Raw genomic sequence first — 22146 nt, forward strand, 5'->3', positions numbered from 1 at the left:
CGGGGCGAACGCCACCCCGGCGCGTCAGCCCGCGAGGTCGGCGCGGGCGCGCTTGCCCACCTCGGCGAGCAGGCGCCCGAGTTCCTCGTTGAACCGCTCGTAAGCCTCGACATTGCCGAGATGGCCGGTAGGCAGCATCTGGTAACGCACGAGGCTCCCGGTCTCCCGCAGCAGCTCGACGATCCGCTCGGAGTGGGCCGGTGGCGTCATGTCGTCGAATTGTCCGGAGAGCACCGTCGTGGGGACCACGAGATTGCGCGCCGACTCCCCGACATCCATCGTGGCGAGCAGGAAACCGAACCTGGAACGCACCCGGGCCGGGCAGGACCGCACGATGGCCATGCTGAAGTCCAGCAGCTCACCCTTGGCCGCGGTGCTGAGGATCTGGCGCGCGAACAGCCAGCGCACCGGCGCGATGGGCGGGAAGACCATCGGGGCGCCGAGCCCCAGCCTGCCGAACAGGAACGGCAGCGGCACCTTCAGTTGCAGCATCCGCAACGGCCGGTTCAGCAGCGGCACGACCGTGGTCTCCAGGATCAGCCGATCGGCCGCGGTATTGGTCAGCAGCACCGCCTGCGCCTGGCGCGCGACCCGCTCGGGGTAGCGTCCCGCCCACGCCTGCAGCGTCATGCCGCCGAGACTGTGCCCGACCAGCACGGCACGTTGTCCGGGCGCGAGCGCCGCGTCGAGCACCGCGGCCAGGTCGTCGGCCAGCAGGTCCATGCTCAACTCGCTCGACCCGTACTCACTCTCGCCGTGGCCGCGCTGGTCGTAAGCGATCACTCGGTACTCGCCGGCGAACGCGTTGATCTGCGGATTCCAGTATTCGAGGCAGCAGGTCCACCCGTGCACGAGCACGATGAGCGGCTTGTCCGACGAACCGTAGGCGTGGACGCGCAGCCGGGCTCCGTCCCCGGCGCGGACCGGGATCACCTCATGGGGCACGGTCGGCGGGTTGAACGCCGCGATCCGGTAGGTACGCGAACGCAAGTCGGCGCTGTGCGCGTCGCGCAAGCTCCGGAGCAGCCCCGGGAAGCTCGTCAACGCGGTCGGCAGCATGGCACGCATCGGACACTCCTTTGTGTTACTGCTAGATACAGTAACCCCGATTCGCACCGCTTGCTAGTGCAAGCACCCTTACCGGTCGGCGATCTCCGCCCTCACCAGCGCGGACCCCGCTGCACCTCATCGACCTTGGGCCGGACGTCGGCCAAGTAGACGCCGGTGGCGATGATCGCCGCGAAGGAAAGCAGGCCCAGACCCGCGGGCGAGAGGAGGAGCACGAGCACAGCCGCCCCGAGAATCGCCAGCCAGATCGGCTTGGTCAGCTTGTCCACCGCGGTGAACGCGTCCGGACGCTGACGCACGGCGTGGATCAGCGCGAAAATCGTCGCACCGAGCGCCGCCAGCCACAACACCAGCAGGATCATCCCGGTCAAGCCGTGCACCATATTCACCCCACCCATCATAGAAGCAACGCCCCCGCGCACCAGGGGTGCGCGAGGGCGTCGGACAGCTTCGCCGGCGGGCGGTCAGGCCTTCTTGGGAGCGGCCTTCTTCGCCGGAGCCTTCTTGGCCGCGGCGGCGGGGGTGGTCGCCTTCTTGGCCGGAGCCTTCTTCGGCGCACCGTTCGTCACCGGAGCCGGGGTGGCCTCGGTGGTCACCTCGACGACCTCGGCCTCGACGACCGGCGCGGCCTCGGACACCGGCGCGGCCTCGGTGTCCTCGACCTTGGCCGGGCGGCCGAGCAGCCCGTTGACGCGCCCGAACACGTCCTCGGCCCGGCTCACCGCGTCGCCGTAGATGGTCTCGACCTTGCCGATCCGCTCCTCGACCAGGTGGTTGGCGCGCAGCCGCTCGATGGCCTCCTCACCGCGGACGGCGAGGTCGGCGTAGAGGTCCAGCGCCTGCCGGTAGTACTTCTCGGCCAGCGTGCGCAGCTCCTCGGCGGTGAACTTCTCGCGCAGCTCGGCGAGGTCCTCCGGCAGCTCCGACGGCAGCCCGGACAGCCGCTCGCGCAGCGACTCGAACTGCGCCTGGACGTCGGCGGGGACGGTGGCGAAGCGCTCGCGCGCCCCCTCGACCCGGGCCTGCACGTCGGTGGTGACCGCGCGTTCGCGCACCTGCGCGACCACGTCGTTGACGGCGGCGTAGAGGGCGTCACCCGCACCGACGGTGGCGAGCAAGGGCTTGGTAACGGTGGCGTTCTTCTCGGTCATGGTGTTTCGTTCTCCTGGCGTGGCGGAGTGTCGGTTGTCGTGCGCGGAACGTCGCTGTCCCATACGTCCCCCCCTGCCTCGTTTCCTCCGTTTTCCCGGCGAAACGATTCATAGATGTCCAGCAGCACCTGCTTCTGCCGCTCACTGATGGACGTGTCGGCGAGCAGGGCATCCCGGACCGGACTGTGCGGCCGCTGCTCGAGATAGCCGGCCCGTACGTACAAGACCTCCGAGGAGACCCGCAGCGCTTTCGCGATCTGCGTGAGCACCTCGGCGGACGGATTGCGCAGTCCGCGCTCGATCTGACTGAGGTACGGATTGCTCACCCCCGCCAGCTGGGCGAGCTGACGTAGCGAGACCTGCGCGGCTTCCCGCTGCGCCCTGATGAAGCCTCCGATGTCGTGCGCCGCGTTGACGACGCGCCCTCCTCGTTCGCCGACGCCGGACGAGTGCTCGTCCGATCTGTCGGTGTACTCGGCGGAAACCTCGGGCTGGTCTGCCATCACTCACCTTCTGGCGGTTGTACGAGTTCGATTCTAGGACAGGGTGCTAGCTATTGCAAGCAGTCTGCTAGCAGTGTTGGGGCAAACGGTCCGCGTGCCGCGGCTCAACCGCCGAACATCAAATGGGAAATCGTGTAGATCGCCAGTCCGGCAAGCGAACCGACGACGGTTCCGTTGATGCGGATGAATTGCAGATCCCGGCCGACCTGCAATTCGATCTTCTTGCTCGCCTCTTCGGCATCCCACCTGGCAACCGTGTCGGTGACCAGGGTGCTGATCTCACCGGCATAGTTTTCCACCAAGTAGCGCGCGCCGCGGTCGATCCAGCCGTCCACGTTGGCGCGCATGTCCGCGTCGTCGCGCAATCGCTCGCCGAGCTGCTGCACGTTCTCGGCGACCTTGCGCCGCAGGGTGCTGCGCGGATCGTCGGCGGACTCCAGGATCAGCCGCTTCGCCGCGCGCCAGGTGGCCGAGGCGAGTCCGGTGATTTCCTCTCTGCCCATGATCTGCGTCTTGATGCGCTCCGCCTTCTTGATCATGGCGTCGTCGTTCTGCAGGTCCTCGGCGAATTCCTCCAGGAAACGATTCGCGGCGAGGCGAACTTCGTGCTCCGGATCGGAGCGGATCTTCCAGGTGAACTCGACCAGTTCCCGGTAGATCCGTTCGGAAAGCAGGATGTTGACGAATTTCGGCGCCCATTGCGGCGCGTCCCGCAGCACGATCCGATCGATCGTCTCCTGCGAGCCCAGCGCCCATTGGTGCGCGCGCTCGGCGAGCAGATCCAGCAGCGCCTGCTGCCGGTTGTCGGCGAGCAGTTCCGCGAGCACCCGCCCGATCGGCGGACCCCACAGCGGCTCGGCGATCCGCTTGACGATGGTGTTGTCGATGACCTGCTCCACATCCTCGTCGCGCAGCACGCCGACGACCGCGCGCAGGATCGTCGAACTCTCCTGCGCCACGCGAGCGGCATGACCGGGATCGGCCATCCAGCGCCCGACCCGCCAGGAGACCTGTGCCGAGTTCACCTTCGCCGACACCACCTCCGGCGCCAGGAAGTTCGTGCCGACGAAGCTGCCGAGGCTGGCGCCGAGCTGGTCTTTTTTGCGCCGGATGATCGCCGTGTGCGGAATCGGCAGGCCGAGTGGATGACGGAACAGGGCGGTCACCGCGAACCAGTCCGCCAGCGCGCCGACCATGCCCGCCTCCGACGCGGCCCGCAGGTAGCCGACCCAGTCGCCACCCGCCCCCCGCGATTCGGTCCAGCGGCAGAACAGATAGATCGCGGTGGCCAGGGCGAGCAGGCCGGTGGCGAACGCTTTCATCCGCCAGAGGTCACGACGCTTGGCCGCCTCGTCGAGTACGGCGGCTAAGCCGAAGGGCGCGGCGGCAGGCCCGGCGGGGGCGTCCGCCACCGCGGTGTTGCCGGGAGCTTTCTCCATGCCTCCCATTCTGCTGTGCGCGGTGAAGTGGGCGAGCGGGCGAGCGCGATGTGGACACGCCGGACGCGCCCGAAGCTGTGGTTCCTACCGCATCCGGGCTCAAAAGCGCATATCACGGGTAGCGGGGACCTAAGCTGGTAGCCACCGAGCCCAGACGAACGAGGGAGCCCACGCTGTCCACCGAAGACCTTGTCGATATCGGCGAGCGACCGTCGGCGGTGCGCGGCGGCCGGATGGACGGCCGCAAGCGCCGGTGGCGGCAACACAAGATCGACCGCCGCGAGGAACTCGTCGACGGAACCCTCGCCGCGGTGCGCGCCCGCGGCAGCAACGCGGGCATGGACGAGATCGCCGCGGAGATCGGCGTCTCCAAGACTGTGCTCTACCGCTACTTCTCCGACAAGAACGACCTGGTCCACGCGACCATGCAGCGGTTCATCGAGACCACGCTGATGCCGCGGGTGTACGGCGCGATCAGCCTGGACGCCGACGAATACCAGCTGGTCCGCTCGGCGCTCGCCGAATACGTCGGGACGGTGGACGAGGACCCGGAGGTCTACCGGTTCATCATGGGCAACGGCTCGGCCGACCAGTCCTCGCTCGCGGAATTCGAGAAGCTCTTCGCCGAGGTGGTGTGCGCCGTCATCACCGAGCGCGCCGGGGAGCGGGGCGTGGCCACCGAGGGCGCCGCGCTGGCATCGTACGTGCTGGTCGGCGGCATTCAGCTGGCCACGCACTGGTGGACCACCAACAAGTCGCTGTCCCGCGAGGACGTGATCGACTACCTCACCATGCTGGCCTGGAGCGCCATCGAGGGCATGGCCCGCGCCGGCGGCTCGCCCGCGACCTTCAACGCGCAGCAGCACGTGCTGCCCACCCCCGAAGCGCCCGCGCAGGACTGACTCGGGCCGTCGGCCCAGGTGCTAGCTGGACCGCTTGCTGAAGTTCACCGGCACTGTCGACTTTGCCGGAACCTTGGCTAGTCTGAACCCCGAGCGGTGCGCCGAGTGCGCTGCGTCACCGCCGGCGCCGTACACGACGGCGGTCCGCGCGGGACACGACGGCCCGCACGCTGCCGCCTGCGCGTCCGTCGCTCCGACCGCGGCACCAACGGAGGTACCTCGATGGCGAAGCAAGTACCGACCTCTCGGCTTGCTCGTGGCACCAAGCTGGGTGCGGTGGCAGCCAGTTCGGTGCTTCGCACCCAGCGCACGCGATTGACCATGCGAGGCAGATCCGAGGCCGTCCGGGCGAAGATGGCCGAGGAATCCATGATCCGCACCACCGAGCAGGTGGTCATGGTGCTGGGCACCATGAAGGGCGTCGCGATGAAACTCGGCCAGATGATGTCGGTGCTCGATCTGGACCTGGTTCCCGAAGACCACCGGGAGCGGTTTCAGAAACGCCTGGCCGTGCTGCGCAACGCGGCCCCGACGGTGTCCTTCGCGTCCATGCGCCAAGTGATCGAGGACGATTTCGGCAAGCCGGTGGACGCGGTCTTCGCCGAGTTCGACGCCGAGCCCGTCGCCGCCGCCTCGATCGGCCAGGTGTACCGAGCGCGACTACACGACGGCTGCCAGGTCGCGGTGAAGGTGCAGTACCCGGGCATCGACGCGGCGGTGCGCGCGGACCTGAAGAATCTGGCCATGTTCCGGCGCGTACTGCAGTCCGCGATGCCGTGGGTGACGCCCGCGGTCCTGGACGAGCTGCGCCTGAACATGGAGGCCGAACTCGACTACCGGGCCGAGGCGGCCACCCAGTTGCAGATCGCCGAGCTCTACGCCGAGCACCCGTTCGTCATCGTGCCGCGCTCGCTACCGGAGTTCTCCACCACGCGGGTCCTGGTCACCGAGTACGTCCACGGCAAGGGTTTCGACGAGATCCGGCAGCTGCCCCAGGTGGAGCGCGACCGGATCGGCGAGATCATCTACCGGTTCTACATGGGATCGCTGTTCACCTTCAACGAGTTCTGCGGCGACCCGCATCCGGGCAACGTGCTGCTGGCCGCGGACGGCCGGGTCGGGTTCCTGGATTTCGGGCTGTTCAACCGGATGGATCCCGAGCACGTGCAGTTCGAGCTGGTCTGTCTGCGCGCCGCCGCCGAAGACCGCGCGGAAGATCTGCGCGAGTTGATGATCCGGCGCGGCGTCATCGATTCACCGGAGGAGATCGGCGCCGAGGAGTGCCTGGAGTACGTGCTCGCCGCCTCGGAATGGTGTCTGATCGACGAGGAACTGACCATCACCCCGGAGCTGGCCAGTGGCGCCTTCCTGCTCGCGGTCGACCCGAGGGCCAGCGAGTTCACCGGCATGAAGCAGCAGAACCTGCCGCCGGAACATCTCTTCTCCCGCCGCGCCGACTTCCTGACCTTCGGCATGCTCGGCCAGCTCGGCTGCACCGCGAATTGGCATCGCATCGCCCGGGAATGGCTCTACGACGAACCACCGGCCACCGAGCTCGGCCGCGCCCATCACGCCTGGCTCGACGGCCGCCCGCAGACCGCGCCACAACGGCCGCGCAAGAAGACCACGAAGTAGCCGCCGACCGGCGACACGACCGCAGAACGGAAGACCCATGGCAGACACTCGGGAATACGACCTGGTCCTCTTCGGCGCGACCGGTTTCGTCGGCAAGCTGACCGCGGAGTACCTCACCGGCGCTGCCCCGGAATCCGCGCGGATCGCGCTGGCGGGACGGTCGCTGGACAAGCTGACCGCCGTGCGCGACGACCTCGGCCCGAAGGCCGCGAGCTGGGGCCTGGTCGTGGCCGACTCGAAAGACCAGGCCGCACTGGACGAGTTGGCGGCACGCACCAAGGTCGTGGTCACGACGGTCGGCCCGTACCTGCGCTACGGGTTGCCGCTGGTGGCGGCGTGCGCCAAGGCGGGCACCCATTACGCCGACCTCACCGGTGAGCCGCTGTTCATCCGCGAAGCCATCGACGCCTATCACGAACAGGCCGTCGCCACGGGCGCGAAAATCGTCAATTCGTGCGGCTACGACTCGATTCCGTCCGATCTGAGCGTCTACCAGCTCTACCGCCGCACGGTCGAGGACAACACCGGCGAGCTCGTCGACACCACGCTGGTCGCTTCGCTCAAGGGCGGCGTCAGCGGTGGCACCATCGATTCCGGCCGGGCCATGATGGAGGCGATCGCCGCCGATCCGGCCAAGGGCTCGGTGCTGTCGCATCCGTATTCGCTGAGCCCGGACAAGTCGATGGATCCCGATGTCGGCCGCCAGTCCGATCAGGCGCTGTCCCGGGCGAGCGCCGTCGACCCGAGCCTGGACGGGTGGGTGAGCACGTTCGTCATGGCCGCGCACAACACCAAGATCGTGCGCCGCACCAACGGGCTGCTCGGCTGGGTGTACGGCAAGAACTTCCGCTACCGCGAAGTGATGAGCGCGGGAAGGTCGCGGGTGGCGCCGCTGGTCGCGGCGGGCATGGCGGGCGGCATCGTGGCGGGCCTGACCGCGGGCGCGCTGCTGTCGCGGGCCGCCGCGGGCCGCAAGCTGCTGGACCGCGTGCTGCCCAAGCCGGGCACCGGGCCGGACGAGAAGGCGCGCAAGAGTGGCTGGTTCACCATGAAGACCTTCGCGCACACCACTTCGGGCGCGAAGTACGTGGCCACCTTCTCCGGCACCGGCGACCCTGGCTACCAGGCCACCGCGGTGCTGCTCGGCCAGAGCGGTCTGTGCCTGGCCTTCGACACCGACAAGCAACCGGAACTCGCGGGCATCCTCACACCCGCCGCCGCGATGGGCGACGCGCTCACCGAACGGCTGCGCGCAGCGGGCATGACCATCACCGTGGACCGCGCCTGAGAGACGTAGCCCGGTGAACCTCGCACGAAAAACGATGAATGCCCCCGCGCTCGCGGCGGTGTACGAGCGAGCCTGGCGGCCGACGCTGTTCTATCTCGCCAGCGGGCGGACGACCGCGGCGGACCGGCGTGACGCGGTCGCCACCCTGCGCCTCGGCGGCGCGCAGAAGGTGCTCGACATCGCCTGCGGGCCGGGTAATTTCACCCGGTATCTGAGCGAGGCGCTGTCCGGCGACGGCTACGCGATCGGCTTGGACTACTCCGAGCCGATGCTGGCGCGCGCCGTCGCCGACAACGCCGGACCGCGCGTCGGGTATCTGCGCGGCGACGCGCGCACGCTCCCGTTCGCGGACGGCACCTTCGACGCCGTCTGCTGTTTCGGCGCGCTCTACCTCATTCCCGACCCGCTCGTCGCCGCCCGCGAGATGATACGCGTCCTCGCCCCCGGTGGCCGCATCGCGATCACCACCAGCCATCGGGCCGCCAACCCCATCGGCGAGGTGAGCCGCATGGTCGGCGGTTTGAGCGGACTGCGGGTATTCGGCACGCGAACTTTCCCGACCCTCTTCGCCGAACAGGGCTTGGTGGAGATCGACCAGCGGGTCCATCGCCTGCTCCAATACGTCAGCGCGACGAAACCCGCTTAGCCGCCGGAGACAGCGTGCGCTCGCCCTTTCCGTGGCGGCCTACCCGTCGATGAACAGGTCGGCGGCGAGCGCACCGGCACCCGGTACGACCCGATACCGATCCAGGTCGGTGCTTGCATGCGATGCGAGGACATCCTCGTCCAAGAGAAGCTGACCGGTGTAGGTCGAGGCGGGACTGGTGACGATCAATAGAGCGGCATCGGCGCAGATCAAGGGCGTGCGGGACGCGGCGACGGCGTCCTCGCCGCCGAGCAGGTTGCGTACCGCGGCGGTGTCGATTTTGGTCCGGGGCCACAAGGAGTTCACGGCGATGCCATAGGACCGGAATTCGTGCGCCAAGCCGATAGTGGCGATGCTGACACCGTATTTCGAGACGGTGTAGGCGATGCCGTTGCCGACGTGCGCGGGATTCATGTTGAGAGGCGGGGAAAGTGTGAGGATGTGTGGGTTGCGCCCGGCTTGCGCCGAGATACGCAGGTGCGGCAACGCCAGCTTGGACAGCAGGAACGGGGCGCGCACGTTGACCGACTGCATGTGGTCGTAGCGCTGCATGCCGATCTGCTCGGCGCCGGTGAGATCGACCGATCCGGCGTTGTTGACCAGGATGTCGATGCCGCCGAAGCGATCGACGATGCGATCGACCGCCTTCGCCAGCGCCTTGTCATCGCGCACATCGGCCACGAGCGGCAGTACGTCGCCACCCGCTGCCGCCACGTCGGCGGCGGCAGTGTGTATCGTGCCGGGCAGCTTCGGATGTGGCTCCTGCGTACGAGCGATCATCGCGACGTTCGCACCCTCCGCCGCGAACCTGATCGCGATCGCCCGGCCGATGCCACGACTGGCGCCGGTGACGACAGCGGTCCTGCCTCTGAGCAGATCCCCGGTCGAATCCGCACGAACGGACGCGGGCGTGGGTAGAGGGTTGTTCATGGCGGATGGTCCTCTGCCGAGAATGCACGATCTTGTGGAGTGAGGCTAGCTGGCATTCGCCGGGCTCGCGCGCGATCGTTGTGCATCAGGGCGAAGTACGCGACGAACTCGCCTCCACCCACAGCGTGTCACGGCACCGGCGGCCCGGAGCCGAGATCGACCATGCGGTGCAGGATCGCGGGAGCCAGGGCCAATTCGAATTCGGTTCCGCTGCTTTCGAAGACGAACGCGAGGTAGTCGTCGCGCGTTACCGGGGCCAGGCGGACCGAGCATTGCTCCCCCACGATCACCCAGCCGCCGACGGTCAACCGATCGGACATCGCCCCTCCCGCCCTTCGACACTTCCGACAAGTGGACTATGCCAGTTGCGGCGGCGGGGTGTCAACGGCGGGAATCGGCCGTTGAGCTGGTGAAATACTCGTGCGGCATGATCCACCGGCCGGGTGGGTGGACGGTCTCGCGGTACTCGAGCGGGACGCCCTGAGCGTCCAGACCGAGGCGGCGCACAACCAGCACCGCTGCCGGATGCCGAAGCGTGAGGTGGCGGCGTTCGTCGTCGGTGGCCAGCCGGGCGCCGACGCTCTCGCGCACAACGGCGAGAGCGCGTCCGGTGGCGTCTTCCAGATACCGTGCGACTCCGCCGAGCACGGCCTCGGATTCGAGCAGCAGGGCGGCGGTTTCGGCGAAACCGCCCGGATACCAGCAGGTGGCCAATCGAGCAGATCCGGATATGTCCTCATGCAACGTCTTTCGCACGATCACCGAACTGGGAGCGGGCAGGCCGAGCGGATCGGTGACCTCCCGCGGTCCTTCCACCACCGCGGCTCGCAGCACGGTCACCGACCGGCTTTCGCGCGAAGACGGTCCATACCGGGGCGCACTCTCCCGCAGCAACACAGGCTGTTCGGCCACATAGGTGCCCGATCCGCGACGGGACCGGACGATTCCCTGCTGGCGCAGCGTATTCAGCGCCTTGGCGGCGGTGGGGCGGGCCACCTTCCAGCGTGCGGCGAGCTCCCGCTCCGAGGGCACCTCGGCGCCGGGCGCCAGCTCGCCGCGTTCGATCAGCGCACGGAGATGACCCGAGATCTGCAGGTATTTCGGGACTACGTCGTCGTTTTCGGCCACCGGTCGCCTTCCCCTGCGGATACCGCCCCTCGGACCGCTGGTCAGTTTAACAACGGCGGATCCGAGTACCGGGGGCTCGGCACAAGCGCATACCGACCCGGTCCGCCGTGCTGAACCGAGCGGTAAAGTGCGGGTCCAGTACAGCGCGGTACGAACAGGACCGAGCGGAAGGGGGCTTCCACGTGGCGGTACCCGATACCGGACAGGGGACGGCGCGCGAGCTGTACGCGGCGGCCATGGGCGCGGGCGGGGGCGAGAAGTTCGAGCTGGATACGGCGGTCGCGGAGAATCTGGCCGCCGCGTGCGACCAGCTGGTCGACGATCTACGTCGCGCGATGGCCGGGGAACACCTCGTCACCGAGGTGACCGGCTTTCCCGACCTGCCCACCGGGCACGGCCTGTCCCGCGGTTTCGCCGCGAAAGGACGGCAGTACCTGGACACCCTGGCGGCGTTCCAGGAGACGGCGCTGCTGTTCAAGGCGGCGTATCTCGCCGCGGCCAACCGGCTGGCCGACGCGGAGGCGGCGAATCAGGCCGCGCTGCGGCTGATCGCCGACTACCTGGAGCCCAGTTGAGCACGCACCCGCGCGCCGGGACCGACTGAGGGGGACGACGGATGGCAGACTCCGCGGCACGCGCCGCCGCCGACGACATCCGGCAGGAGCTGGCCGGATTCGCCGACGGGGCGACCGATCCGGCCTACGCGCCGGATCGGGAACTGTTCGGCGCCTATACCCATCAGCAGATCTGGGATCTGGTGCATGAAGCGCTCGACCCGGCGGCGCTCGGCCGGATCGCCGAGGCATGGCAGGCCAACGCCGACGCGGTGGCCGACGCGTTCCAAGCCTTCTCCGATGCCACCAACCGGGAATTCGCGCGCTGGTCCGGCCGGGCAGCCGACGCCGCGGTGGGCGCGACCAGGCAGTTCGTCCGCGCGGGCGGGGACGCGCAGGACGTGTGCCGGGCGGTCGCTCGGCTGATGGAGTTGAATAGCGATGCCGCGCAAACGGTCCGGGGCGCGATCGCGCCGCCGCAGCGGTATCGGCCGCTGGCGGACCCGGCCGCCGAAGCGGTTTACGGTGGAAAACGTAGGATGGAACACGATAGTGCGGCGGCAGACATCGAGGCGGATGTCCGGGACACGATGACCTACGTCTATACCCCGACGATGCCCGCCACCGGCGACCGTGTTCCCCGCTTCCCCCGGCCGCACGAAGGTTCGGCGGCCGACAACGCACCCGGCGATCCGAGTTCCGTCCGCGGAGGCGGCGCACGGTGAAATGGGTACTGACCCCGGACGAATTCACGCATGTCTGGACGAACGAAACGAGCCTGGACCGTAGGCCCTATCCGGTCAACATGGTCCCATCGGCCACGGCGCGCACCGAATCGGAGTACCACGCTTTGCGTTTGCCGCAGCGCTTCGCCCGGCAGGCCGAACCCGACCTGGCCGCCGCGCTGGTGCTCTGCGCGCGCAACGACGCGACCACCATCACCGTCTCCGGCGAACGCTCCGCCCTCGCGCGCAACGGGAGCGAGAGCGAGACCGAACGGATTCTCGCGTTCGCCGCGGTGGTGCACAACCACGCGGGCATCCTGGTCGCCACCCCGGACCGGGTGACCGTACAGATGTGCCATGCCCGCGTCGTGGGCGAACGCCTGGTGCAGATCATCGGTTCGGCGCGGCCGGGCAGGCTCGCCCCGATGCGGGAGCCGCAGGACGCCGTGCTCAGTCCGGACCGCACCGAGCCGTTCGTCACCAACGGCCATCGCGGTGCGGCGAAATTCCGTCAGACACTGCGCAAGCCGGTGGACGGGCGCGGTTTCATCACCGTCACGGTGGAGCCCGAGAACCCGATGTCCCCGCCCACCCGCCATCGCACCTGGCTGGACTTCACCGGCGACGGTCGCTACCTGCTCACCACCGCGCACGATCTCATGCTCACCCCCGTGTCGGACGAGGAGTTCGCCACCCAGCTGCTGCGGCTCGCGCAAGTGTGACCGGGCGGAACCACCGCGTGGTTAGGGTGGGGCTATGCCTGAACAGTGGAAGGTGTGTCCTGCCGAGGCCATGAAGGCCGACGGCTTGCGAGTAGCCGAGCTGGACACCTCCGGGACGCCGGGATTCACCGGCGACAAGAAGACGGGCGTCGCACTGCTCGCCGAACGCAGCCAGGTGCTGTCGGATCTCCAGGAGAAGCTGTACGCCAACGGCCGTTCCGGCGACCGGCGCAGCGTGTTGCTGGTCCTGCAGGGCATGGACACCGCGGGCAAGGGGGGTATCGTCCGGCACGTCATCGGTTCGGTCGACCCCCAAGGCGTCGATCACGCCGCGTTCGGCGTACCGACACAAGAGGAGCAGCGCCATCACTATCTGTGGCGCATCCGCGAGGCGCTGCCGCGCGCGGGTCAGCTCGGCGTGTTCGATCGCTCGCACTACGAGGACGTGCTCGTGGTGCGGGTGCACAACCTGGTGCCACCGGCGGTGTGGGAGCCGCGCTACGACGAGATCAACGCGTTCGAGCGCGAACTGGTGGACGAGGGCACCACGCTGGTGAAGGTGGCCATGTTCGTCTCGCTGGACGAACAGAAGAGGCGGCTGGCCGAGCGACTGGAACGGGCGGACAAGTTCTGGAAGTTCAACCCGGCCGACATCGACGAGCGCGCGTACTGGCCCGCCTATCAGGAGGCGTACCAGGCGATGCTGGACCGCACGTCCACCGAGTACGCGCCCTGGCACGTGGTGCCCGCCGACCGCAAGTGGTTCTCCCGGCTCGCGGTCACCGAACTGCTGATCGCGGCTCTGGAACGGCTGGAACTGGAGTGGCCCTTGCCGACGTTCGACGTCGAGCAGCAGAAGCGGCGCCTGGCGCGGGCCTAGGTCACCGCGTCGCGCGCCCGGCTTCGCGGGCCGCGTGCCGCAGTTCGGGCGGGTTCCGCCGAGTTCGCCACTTGCGCACACGCCTGCTCAGGGCAGCTGCCGGACAATCCGCGAGCCCGGACGGTGGGGCGTCCAGCCGGTGTCGGCGATCCGTCCGGTGCGCACGAACTCGCCCCAACAGTCACGAGTTCGGTGGCCCAGCGCGTCGATCTCCGCCGCGGTCAGGGGCGCGAGCATCGGAGCGCCGTGCCAGGTGTCGCCGTCGGCGAACAGCAGCGGCAGATCGATGCAGTGGCAGGCGCCGTACGGATTCGCGGGGTGAAGCTGTTGCACGCGGTAGCAGTACACGCGCGCGCCGGCATCGGCCAATTCGTCGGCGAAACGGAACAGTCCGTGCTCGAACGCCTTTCGCCCGATGAGATGCTGTAGCGCCGCGTCGATCCGCGCACCGGTCACCGGCAGTCGCCGTAACCTGCCGAAGACCGGATGCGGGCCGCCGTAGAACGCTCGCGACTCCTCGGCCGTGCACCCGAGCACCACCGGCAGATCGTTGGCCGCGTCTCGTACCGCTCGCCGCCAGGCGTGCTGGTCGGGCAGTGGGCCCGCGTCGGCCACGGGCAAGAAGGGCGGGGCGGGGTTCAGCGCGGCGGGCCCGGCCATCCGGCGGACCGTACGTCCCTGCGCGGCCAGCAGGTCGGGCACCGCAGCGGTGCGCGGATCGGCGTCGAGTTCGGCGAGGAACATCGCCCCGACCCGCTCGGCCCGCCGATGGCTCTGGAAGCCGACGCCGAAGGGTGCGCTCTGCACGATGGCCTGGGCGAACAGCGGCCTCGCTTCCGCGATCCCCAGCAGCGCGACGACCGACTGCGCGCCCGCCGACTGTCCCGATACGGTGACGCGCTGCGGATCGCCGCCGAACTCTCCGATGTGCTCCCGCACCCACCGCAGCGCCGCGATCTGATCGCGCAGACCGAGATTTCCCGCCGAGACACCCGGTGCGCGGAGGTAGCCCAGCACGCCGAGGCGGTAGCTCACCGACACCACCACGACGCCGGTCTGCCGCACCAGCCGGTCCGCGTCGTACAGGTTCCATTGCCCGCTGCCGGCGAGATAGGCGCCGCCGTGCAGCCACACCAGAACCGGACAGCTGCCCGGTTCGGCGCCCAGGGGGGTGGTAACGGTGAGGGCGAGGCAGTCCTCCGCCTGCTCGAGGGCATCTGCCCGCCCCATCACTCCCTCGAGCCGTCCCGGCAACTGCGGTGCGATGGCGTACCGGCGCGTCGCGTCGTACACCCCGTCATGGGCCTCGACCGGCTCCGGCGCGCCGAATCGCTCTGCCCGCGCGTAGGGAATCCCGCGGAATACCGCGACCACATCGCGAGCCTCGCCACGCCAGCGTCCCGAGGACGCCACCACCTGCTCCATGCCACTCCCGCCTTCTATCGCAAGTCGACTTGCGATATCACCACGCTAGGGCTCCGCACCGAAGGAACGCAAGAGTAGTTGCGATAATCGCCGCATGAGTGACTCCCCCGCACAGATCCGCGGTGCGCGGTTACAGAAGGCCGTGCTCGACGCGACGCTAGCCCGCATCGAGTCGGCCGGCATCGGCACCGTGCGGATCGCCGATGTCGCCGCGGACGCGGGCGTGCACGAGACCTCGATCTACCGTCGGTGGAAATCACTGCCCCGTTTGCTCCTGGACGCGCTGCTGTCCCGAGTGGGCGAACAGATCCCGCTTCCGGACACCGGTTCCTTGCGGGGCGATCTGGAGCGGTTCATGACCGACCTCATTCGTTTCGCGGAGGCTCCCTCGGGTCGAGCCTTGATCCGCGGCACCGTGATCGCCGAGTCCGACCCCGAGGTGGAGGCGATCCGGCGCGAATTCTGGCTGCGGCGGCTGTCGTCGTCGGAAGAGATCGTCCGGCGGGGTATCGCCCGCGGGGACGTGGCGGCGACGGTGGACCCCCGGCTGATCATGCTGACGCTGGGCGGCCTGGTCCATCTGCACGTCACGCAGCTCGGCGGCGAGCTGCCGCCCGGCCTGGCCCGTCACGCCGTCGATCTGATCCTCACCGGCATCGAACCGCGCTGACCATGCCGCCGCCGGCGTGATTCGGCCGATATCACCGGTGGCGGGACGAATGTTTCGGAATCTCTCAGGAAAGCCGACCATGATGACCACTGCGGGCCGATCACGCGGGTAGGCGGCCTGCGGATCTACGATCGTGACGGCAGGAATCGTCCGGCGAGCGAAAGGCGTGGTGAGCGCACGGTGAGCAAGAACCAGGGTGGGAAGTCGAACCCGCTGCTGGCGGCGGAACGCGCCGACCGCAACCGCAAGATCTTGATCCAGGTGGCCGTCGCCGCCGTGCTCGTCGCGCTGATCGCGGCGATCGGCATCGGCATCGCGGTGAAGAAGGCCCGCAACGACGATCCCGGCCCCACCCCGTCCATCGCGGCGACCGGCACCACGAACGCGGGCGCCGTGCCCGCCTCGATTACCGACAACGGCGCGGTCCGGATCGGCAAGCCGGACGCGAAGGTCACCGTGCGCGTCGTCGCCGACCTGCAGTGCCCCGCCTGCAAAGCCTTCGAGGCGGCCAACGGACAGGTGCTCGAGGAGGCGGTGGCCAACGGCACGGCGGCCGTCGAATACAACGTGATCGCCTTCCTGGACAAGGCCTCCACCACGCGGTACTCCTCGCGCGCGGCCAACGCCGCCTATTGTGTCGCCGAAGCCGACCCGTCGAAGTACCAGGCTTGGCTGAAGACGATGTTCGCGCAGCAGCCGCCGGAGGGCGGCGCGGGTCTGCCCGACGATCAACTGGTCCAGATCGCCAAGAGCGCGGGCTACACCGACGACGCGGTCGCCCAGTGCATCACCGACCACAAGTACGACAAGTACATCCAGGCCAACACCAAGGAAGTGCTGGGAAGCGGCATCCAGTCGACTCCCTCGGTGTTCGTCAACGGCAAGAAGATCGAGTCCAGCCAGGACATCTTCGGCACCGGCGCTCTGGCCCCCGTGATCAGCGCCGCCGCGGGGCAATGATCACCGCGGGGCCCCGGGCCGCCTGGGTCCTGTTGATCGGCGGGCTGGCCGGCTGGCTGGCCGCGGTGGCGCTGACCGTGGAACGGTTCAAGCTGTTCACCGATCCCGGTTACACGCCGTCGTGCAGCATCAACCCGATCCTGTCCTGCGGTTCGGTGATGGTGACCGACCAGGCCGCGGTCTTCGGGTTCCCCAACCCCTTGATGGGCATCGTCGGGTTCTCGGTCGTCGTCACGCTGGCCGCGCTGGCGGTGGCCGGGGTCGGCTTCCCGCGCTGGGTCTGGGGCGGGCTGTGGCTGGGCAACCTGCTCGGGCTCGGCTTCATCTGCTGGCTGATCTTCCAGAGCCTCTACCGGATCAACGCGCTGTGCCCGTACTGCATGGTGGTCTGGGCGGTCATCACGCCGCTGCTCGCGGTGAGCACCGATCAGCTGTGGGGGCGTTCCCGTGGTCCGCTCGGCGTGCTCGCCGAGTGGCGCTGGACGATCGTCGCGCTGTTCTTCGCGGTCGTGCTGCTGCTGGTGTTCCTGCGCTTCCAGGATTACTGGCTGTCGCTGGTCTGATCCGGATCAGTTCGGCGGGCCCGCGACCAGCGCCACCGGTACCGTGCGCCGGCCATTCGCGCCGGTGATGCCCAAGCGAATGGTGTCGTTGGGCTTGTGTGTGTTCAGCGCACTGCGCAGGGACTGCGCGTTGGTGACGGCGCGGTCGTCGATCGAGGTGATCACGTCACCGGCGGCCAGACCGGCGGCATGGGCGGGCAACCCGTAGAGCGCCGCGTCCACGCGAGCTCCGGTACCGACCGGCAGTGCGTTGGAGATCAGCACACCGAGAGTGGCCGTGGGTCCGATGTGCACGGTGTCGGTCGGGGTGCCGGAGCGAATCTGATCGACCACCCGCATCGCGGCGTCGATCGGCACCGCGTAGCCGTTCGCGGGGTGGTCGGCCGACCGGGCTCCCTCGCCCGACGCCGCGGCGATGACGCCGACCACGGAGGCCGTCCGATCGACCAGCGCTCCCCCGGACTGTCCCGGCGTGACCGCCGCCGCGACTTCCAGCATCCCGCTGAGTGCTTTGCGCGACAGATCGGCGGCGTTGACCGCCACGATCGCGCTGTCCAGATCGGTGAGGGGGCCGTGCACCGCGGTCGGCGTGCCGCCGGTCCCGCCCGCGTTGCCGATCGCCAGGACCTCCTCGCGCATGTGCAGTCCGGTCGACGTGCCGATGGTCGCGATGGGCAGATCGGTGGCCGCGGCCAGGTCGAGCAGCGCGATGTCGGCCTCGGCGTCGTAGCCGAGCACCTCCGCGTCGTAGACCTTGCCGTTGCCCACGTCGGTGACGGTCACGGTGTCGGCGCCCTTGACCACGTGATGACTGGTGAGCACCTCGCCATCGGCGGTGAGGACGATGCCGGATCCCGCCGCGCCCGGCCCCGCCCGCTCGGTCGAGGCATTGATGTTGACCAGGGCCGGTCGCACCGCCGCGGTGACGAACCCGGGGTCCAGCGGCTCGGGCGGAGCGAACGCGACCGAGGCCGCGGTCCCGGCGGGGCCGGGCCGGTCGCGATCGGCCGATTCGCCGCGATAGCCGAGGAACGCGGCGACCGCGAGCACGAGGGTGACGACGAGCACGAACACCCGGCCACCACGCGGCGGGCGCCGCGCCCCGGTCCACTGCTGCCGTTCTTCGTCCATGGCACTCCCGCCTCGGCCGAACCGCTCACCGAAACCATTGTCGCCGCAGAACGCCGCCGAAGATCATCAATCCGGCGACCGCGCCGGAAAATGTGCCGTGATCGGGCCTCTTCCGTGTCACAGTTGGCAATCGCACCCATGCGACGGTAGGCATGTCCTCATGAGCACAGTCGCCGCCTACGCCCTGTCCACCCCTGATGGGTCGTTCGAGAAGGTCACGATCCAACGCAGGGACCTGGGCCCGCACGACGTGCTGATCGACATACAATTCGCGGGCATCTGCCACTCCGACATCCACACCGCCCGTGACGAGTGGGGCAGAACCCGCTACCCCTGCGTGCCGGGACACGAGATCGCGGGCGTGGTCGCCGCGGTCGGGGCCGCGGTGACCAGGCATCAGGTCGGCGACCGCGTCGGAGTCGGCTGCATGGTCGATTCCTGCGGGGTCTGCGCACCGTGCCTCGCCGACGAGGAGCAGTACTGCACCGCGGGCGCGACCATGACCTACAACAGCACGGTCGACCCGGCGGTGCAGCCCGGCGGGCACACCCTCGGCGGTTACTCCACACAGATCGTGGTGACCGAGAACTTCGTGGTCGCCATCCCGGAGGGAATCGGCCTGGATGTGGCCGCGCCGCTGCTGTGCGCGGGCGTCACGCTGTACTCGCCGCTGCGGCACTGGAACGCCGGACCGGGTAAGAAGGTCGCGATCATCGGCATGGGCGGACTCGGCCACGTCGGGGTGAAGCTGGCCTCCGCCATGGGCGCCGACGTGACCGTGCTGAGCCATTCGCTGAGCAAACAGGACGACGGCAAACTCTTCGGCGCGAGCGCCTACTACGCGACCAGCGACAAGCAGACCTTCCGCGAGTTGCGCGGCCGGTTCGACCTGATTCTCAACACCGTCTCGGCGGACCTGCCCATCGATGACTACCTGCGGCTGCTGAACTTGGACGGCACCCTGGTGATCCTCGGTCTCCCCGACAACCCGATGAGCGTCAAGCCGTTCAACCTCGCCGGGTACCGCCGCTCGCTGGCGGGCTCGATGATCGGCGGCATCGCGCAGACCCAGGAGATGCTGAACTTCTGCGCCGAGCACGGCATCGGCGCCGAGATCGAGCTGATCGCCGCCGACGAGATCGACGGCGCCTACGACCGGGTGGTGGCCAGCGACGTGCGCTACCGGTTCGTCATCGACGTATCGACCATGTGAGCCTGCTCGCCGTAGCGGCGCTGCCCCGCGAAGTCCGGCCGCGAACCGGTCGCGGGGTGGGTACCTTGGCGTTGTGCCTGTGCAGGACGACGACGAGATGCCACCCGCCGACGGCCCCCGCGGCATGCCACCGTGGCTGCCGCGCGTGTTCCTGCTCGCCGCGGCGACGGTCACCGGGTTGCTGGCGGCCTTCTGGGTGCTCGAGCGGCTGCAGGGCCTGCTGACGGTTCTGCTGGTCTCGCTGTTCCTCGCCTTCGCCATCGAGCCCGCGGTGAACTGGCTGGCACTGCGGGGCATGCGGCGTGGTCCCGCGACCGGATTGGTGTTCCTCGTCCTGACGGCCCTCGTCTTCGGCTTCCTCTGGACGCTGGGCGCCCTGCTGGTCGATCAGGTCACCACCTTGGTGAAGAACGCCCCCGAATACGCGGACCGGGGCGTGGAGTGGATCAACCACACCTTCCATCAGGATCTGTCCAGTACCGACATCCAGAAGTACGCCACCGACTGGAGCTCGACCCTGGAGGGCTACCTCACCGGCTTGGCGGGCAACGTCTGGGGCATCGGCACCGCCGCGCTCGGCGCGCTCTTCCAGGGCCTCGGCATCCTGCTGTTCACCTACTACTTCGCCGCCGACGGGCCCAGGATCCGCACGGCCGTGTGTTCGCTGCTGCCGCCGCGGCGCCAGCGACATGTGTTGCGCGCATGGGACATCGCGGTGGCGAAGACCGGCGGGTACATCTATTCGCGCGGGCTGCTCGCGCTCGCCTCGACGCTGGCGCACTACGTGATACTGCGGATACTGGACGTGCCGTCCGCGTTCGCCCTCGCACTGTGGGTGGGCGTGGTCTCCCAGTTCATCCCCACGGTCGGCACCTATCTGGCCGGTGCGCTGCCGGTGATCGTCGGGCTCGTGCACGGCCCGAGCACCGCACTGTGGATTCTCGGGTTCATCGTGCTCTACCAGCAATTCGAGAACTACGTGCTGCAACCGCGCATCACCGCGACCACCTTGGACATGCACCCGGCCGTCGCGTTCGGGGCGGTGCTGGCGGGCGCGGCGCTGCTCGGCGCGACCGGCGCACTGCTGGCCATCCCGGTCACCGCGACGGTGCAGGCGTTCGCCGGCGCCTACATCCGCCGCTACGACGTCCCGGCCGACGTGGAGGCCGACATCGAGCGCACGAGTGGTCCGCCCAAGCGGCGCCGAAAGTTCGCAAGGCAGTTGACCCTCCGCCTGGCAGGCCGACACAACCCGCCCGCGGAATGAGCCCACGGCCGGTGACCGGCGTATCCCACGCCATGGGTAGCCAGGGATCGCGCGCCGATGTAGAACTTCTCGGAAACGATTCGCACCACTCGGTGCCGAGGCTGGATGGGAACAATGCTGAAGCGGCCGCCGGACCTGGCCTTCGACCTCGGCAAGATGCACCGCAGGCGCAACGACCTGGCGGCCGCGCGCGAGGCGTTCCAGATCGCCATCGCCTCCGGTCACCCGAACTGGGCGCCGCTGGCCGCCGCGGAGCTGGGCGGGCTGCTCAGCGCGTCTGGTGACAAGCCTGCCGCCGAGGGCGCCTACCACGTCGCGGTCGACTCCGGCCACGAAGACGCGGCGCCGCGCGCGGCCTACAATCTCGGCCTGCTGCTGGCCGAGCGCGGCGACACCGCGGCGGCCGAAGCGATGTACGAGCGCGCCGCCGCCTCCGGCCATGCCGACGCCGCACCCCGGGCGTGGATCAATCTCGGCTACTCGCGAGCCAAACGCGGCGACTCGGAGGCGGCGCGCACGGCCTATCAGCACGCCATCGACGCCGGACCCGGTGATATCGCCCGGCTCGCGCTGTCCAACCTGGCCTACCTCCTGCGTACCGAGGACGACCTGGTGGGCGTGAAGGCCGCCTACCGCGCCGTGATCGACGGCTGGCCCGCGGATCAGGCGCTCATCGTCGCGGGCGATCTGGTCCAGCACCTCGGCGAGGCGGGCGATTGGGCGGGGGCCAGGGAAATCAGCCGGTCCATGGCCGAATCGGACGATCCCGCGGTCGCCGCGCGGGCCAGCTTCGAGATCGGGCTATTCAGCGAGCGGCTCGGCGAACCGGACGTCGCGCTGGCGGCGTTCCAGCGCGCGCTCGATTCCGCGGATGCCGAAGCCCGCACCCGGGCGGCGGCCGCGCTAGCGCCGACCTTCCATGAGCGCGCCGCGACCGTGCTGCGCGAAACGGACTGGGCGGGTCTGGCGCACGCCCACGGGTCCGCGGGCGACGCTCCGGCCATGCTCGCCGATCTGATCGGCGCGGATGTCGACGACCAGGTGCGCGGGGTGGTCTTCCTGTTCTCCGCCGTCCTGCATCAGGGGTCGATCTACTCCGTCACCGCGCCCGCCGCCGAAGTCGTGCTCGGCGCCCTGCTGCACGAGCGCACCGAGGTGACCTACGCTCGCGCCTGGCTGCGCGAGCCGCAACCGCTGCGCGTGGAACTGCTCAACTGGCTGCACGAGGTGATCGCCACCGCGGCATGGCAATCCGCCGCCGAGGACGACGCCGAACTCACCCCGGCCGACCGCGTCGCGGCCGCGGACTGCTTGGCGCTGCTGCCGCGCGTGCGGGCCGCCACGGC

At 69.1% G+C, this 22146-nt stretch carries 24 protein-coding genes; 14 read left to right on the forward strand and 10 right to left on the reverse strand.

Features of this window, described 5'->3' with window-relative positions; translation table 11 throughout:
- Positions 1-24: 24 nt before the first annotated feature.
- The 5 genes from NA8_RS18820 to NA8_RS18840 form a co-directional block, all read right to left on the reverse strand.
- On the reverse strand, positions 25-1068 hold the full coding sequence (locus NA8_RS18820) for an alpha/beta fold hydrolase (RefSeq protein WP_063051670.1): 1044 nt from the start codon (positions 1066-1068) through the stop codon (positions 25-27).
- A 92-nt stretch (positions 1069-1160) separates the two neighbouring features.
- The gene (locus tag NA8_RS18825; RefSeq protein ID WP_040870424.1) at positions 1161-1451 is read right to left on the reverse strand and encodes a DUF2516 family protein; all 291 of its coding nucleotides are present in this window, start codon (positions 1449-1451) and stop codon (positions 1161-1163) included.
- A gap of 81 nt (positions 1452-1532) precedes the next feature.
- Positions 1533-2219, reverse strand: a complete 687-nt coding sequence (locus NA8_RS18830; RefSeq protein WP_063051671.1) for a hypothetical protein — start codon at positions 2217-2219, stop codon at positions 1533-1535.
- Positions 2216-2722 (reverse strand): helix-turn-helix domain-containing protein, encoded by a 507-nt coding sequence (locus tag NA8_RS18835; RefSeq protein WP_062968146.1) that lies wholly within the window; start codon positions 2720-2722, stop codon positions 2216-2218. The genes NA8_RS18830 and NA8_RS18835 overlap by 4 nt, the downstream gene beginning before the upstream one ends.
- A 104-nt stretch (positions 2723-2826) precedes the next feature.
- Positions 2827-4161, reverse strand: coding sequence for a DUF445 domain-containing protein (locus NA8_RS18840; RefSeq protein ID WP_174550103.1), 1335 nt, complete (start codon positions 4159-4161; stop codon positions 2827-2829).
- Between the two features lie 218 nt (positions 4162-4379).
- Between NA8_RS18840 and NA8_RS18845 the strand changes: the two genes are divergently transcribed.
- The 4 genes from NA8_RS18845 (at position 4380) to NA8_RS18860 (ending at position 8632) form a co-directional block, all read left to right on the forward strand.
- On the forward strand, positions 4380-5063 hold the full coding sequence (locus NA8_RS18845) for a TetR/AcrR family transcriptional regulator (RefSeq protein WP_157106771.1): 684 nt from the start codon (positions 4380-4382) through the stop codon (positions 5061-5063).
- Between the two features lie 222 nt (positions 5064-5285).
- A complete protein-coding gene (locus tag NA8_RS18850; RefSeq protein WP_063051673.1) occupies positions 5286-6698 on the forward strand; it encodes an ABC1 kinase family protein in 1413 nt (470 codons plus the stop codon).
- Between the two features lie 37 nt (positions 6699-6735).
- The gene (locus NA8_RS18855; protein ID WP_063051674.1) at positions 6736-7986 is read left to right on the forward strand and encodes a saccharopine dehydrogenase family protein; all 1251 of its coding nucleotides are present in this window, start codon (positions 6736-6738) and stop codon (positions 7984-7986) included.
- Between the two features lie 34 nt (positions 7987-8020).
- Entirely contained in the window at positions 8021-8632 is a 612-nt protein-coding gene (locus NA8_RS18860; RefSeq protein WP_245663900.1) for a class I SAM-dependent methyltransferase, read from the forward strand.
- Between the two features lie 39 nt (positions 8633-8671).
- On the opposite strand, the gene NA8_RS18865 is transcribed toward NA8_RS18860, so the two are convergent.
- The 3 genes from NA8_RS18865 to NA8_RS18875 form a co-directional block, all read right to left on the reverse strand.
- Positions 8672-9562 (reverse strand): SDR family oxidoreductase, encoded by an 891-nt coding sequence (locus tag NA8_RS18865; RefSeq protein WP_063051676.1) that lies wholly within the window; start codon positions 9560-9562, stop codon positions 8672-8674.
- A 128-nt stretch (positions 9563-9690) separates the two neighbouring features.
- Positions 9691-9882, reverse strand: a complete 192-nt coding sequence (locus tag NA8_RS18870; protein ID WP_063051677.1) for a hypothetical protein — start codon at positions 9880-9882, stop codon at positions 9691-9693.
- 61 nt (positions 9883-9943) lie between these two features.
- On the reverse strand, positions 9944-10690 hold the full coding sequence (locus tag NA8_RS18875; protein WP_063051678.1) for a GntR family transcriptional regulator: 747 nt from the start codon (positions 10688-10690) through the stop codon (positions 9944-9946).
- Positions 10691-10872: 182 nt separating this feature from the next.
- Here NA8_RS18875 and NA8_RS18880 point away from each other — a divergent pair, with 182 nt between their 5' ends.
- From NA8_RS18880 to NA8_RS18895, 4 genes are read left to right on the forward strand one after another with little or no spacing between them, the layout of a single operon-like run.
- Entirely contained in the window at positions 10873-11265 is a 393-nt protein-coding gene (locus NA8_RS18880) for a hypothetical protein (protein ID WP_063051679.1), read from the forward strand.
- A 41-nt stretch (positions 11266-11306) separates the two neighbouring features.
- Complete coding sequence (locus NA8_RS18885) at positions 11307-11969, forward strand: hypothetical protein (protein ID WP_063051680.1); 663 nt, start codon at positions 11307-11309, stop codon at positions 11967-11969.
- Positions 11966-12691, forward strand: a complete 726-nt coding sequence (locus tag NA8_RS18890; protein WP_063051681.1) for an ESX secretion-associated protein EspG — start codon at positions 11966-11968, stop codon at positions 12689-12691. The genes NA8_RS18885 and NA8_RS18890 overlap by 4 nt, the downstream gene beginning before the upstream one ends.
- Before the next feature lie 34 nt (positions 12692-12725).
- Positions 12726-13571 (forward strand): polyphosphate kinase 2 family protein, encoded by an 846-nt coding sequence (locus NA8_RS18895; protein WP_063051682.1) that lies wholly within the window; start codon positions 12726-12728, stop codon positions 13569-13571.
- Between the two features lie 87 nt (positions 13572-13658).
- On the opposite strand, the gene NA8_RS18900 is transcribed toward NA8_RS18895, so the two are convergent.
- Entirely contained in the window at positions 13659-14996 is a 1338-nt protein-coding gene (locus NA8_RS18900) for a carboxylesterase family protein (RefSeq protein ID WP_063051683.1), read from the reverse strand.
- A 94-nt stretch (positions 14997-15090) separates the two neighbouring features.
- Between NA8_RS18900 and NA8_RS18905 the strand changes: the two genes are divergently transcribed.
- From NA8_RS18905 to NA8_RS18915, 3 genes are all read left to right on the forward strand, one after another.
- On the forward strand, positions 15091-15666 hold the full coding sequence (locus NA8_RS18905) for a TetR-like C-terminal domain-containing protein (protein WP_063051684.1): 576 nt from the start codon (positions 15091-15093) through the stop codon (positions 15664-15666).
- 180 nt (positions 15667-15846) lie between these two features.
- Positions 15847-16626, forward strand: a complete 780-nt coding sequence (locus tag NA8_RS18910; RefSeq protein ID WP_063051685.1) for a DsbA family protein — start codon at positions 15847-15849, stop codon at positions 16624-16626.
- The gene (locus NA8_RS18915) at positions 16623-17189 is read left to right on the forward strand and encodes a vitamin K epoxide reductase family protein (protein WP_063051686.1); all 567 of its coding nucleotides are present in this window, start codon (positions 16623-16625) and stop codon (positions 17187-17189) included. Before NA8_RS18910 ends, NA8_RS18915 begins: the two co-directional genes overlap by 4 nt.
- Before the next feature lie 6 nt (positions 17190-17195).
- Here the strand turns inward: NA8_RS18915 and NA8_RS18920 are convergent, their stop codons facing one another.
- Positions 17196-18320, reverse strand: coding sequence for a S1C family serine protease (locus NA8_RS18920; protein WP_063051687.1), 1125 nt, complete (start codon positions 18318-18320; stop codon positions 17196-17198).
- A gap of 160 nt (positions 18321-18480) precedes the next feature.
- Between NA8_RS18920 and NA8_RS18925 the strand changes: the two genes are divergently transcribed.
- From NA8_RS18925 to NA8_RS18935, 3 genes are all read left to right on the forward strand, one after another.
- Complete coding sequence (locus NA8_RS18925) at positions 18481-19533, forward strand: NAD(P)-dependent alcohol dehydrogenase (RefSeq protein ID WP_063051688.1); 1053 nt, start codon at positions 18481-18483, stop codon at positions 19531-19533.
- Between the two features lie 73 nt (positions 19534-19606).
- Positions 19607-20800, forward strand: a complete 1194-nt coding sequence (locus NA8_RS18930) for an AI-2E family transporter (protein WP_245663901.1) — start codon at positions 19607-19609, stop codon at positions 20798-20800.
- Between the two features lie 105 nt (positions 20801-20905).
- Positions 20906-22146: tetratricopeptide repeat protein (locus tag NA8_RS18935; RefSeq protein ID WP_157106773.1), on the forward strand; the 1241-nt coding region annotated here is incomplete at its 3' end.

Origin of the sequence: Nocardia arthritidis NBRC 100137, from assembly GCF_001612765.1 — a bacterium.
Lineage (GTDB): Bacteria > Actinomycetota > Actinomycetes > Mycobacteriales > Mycobacteriaceae > Nocardia > Nocardia arthritidis.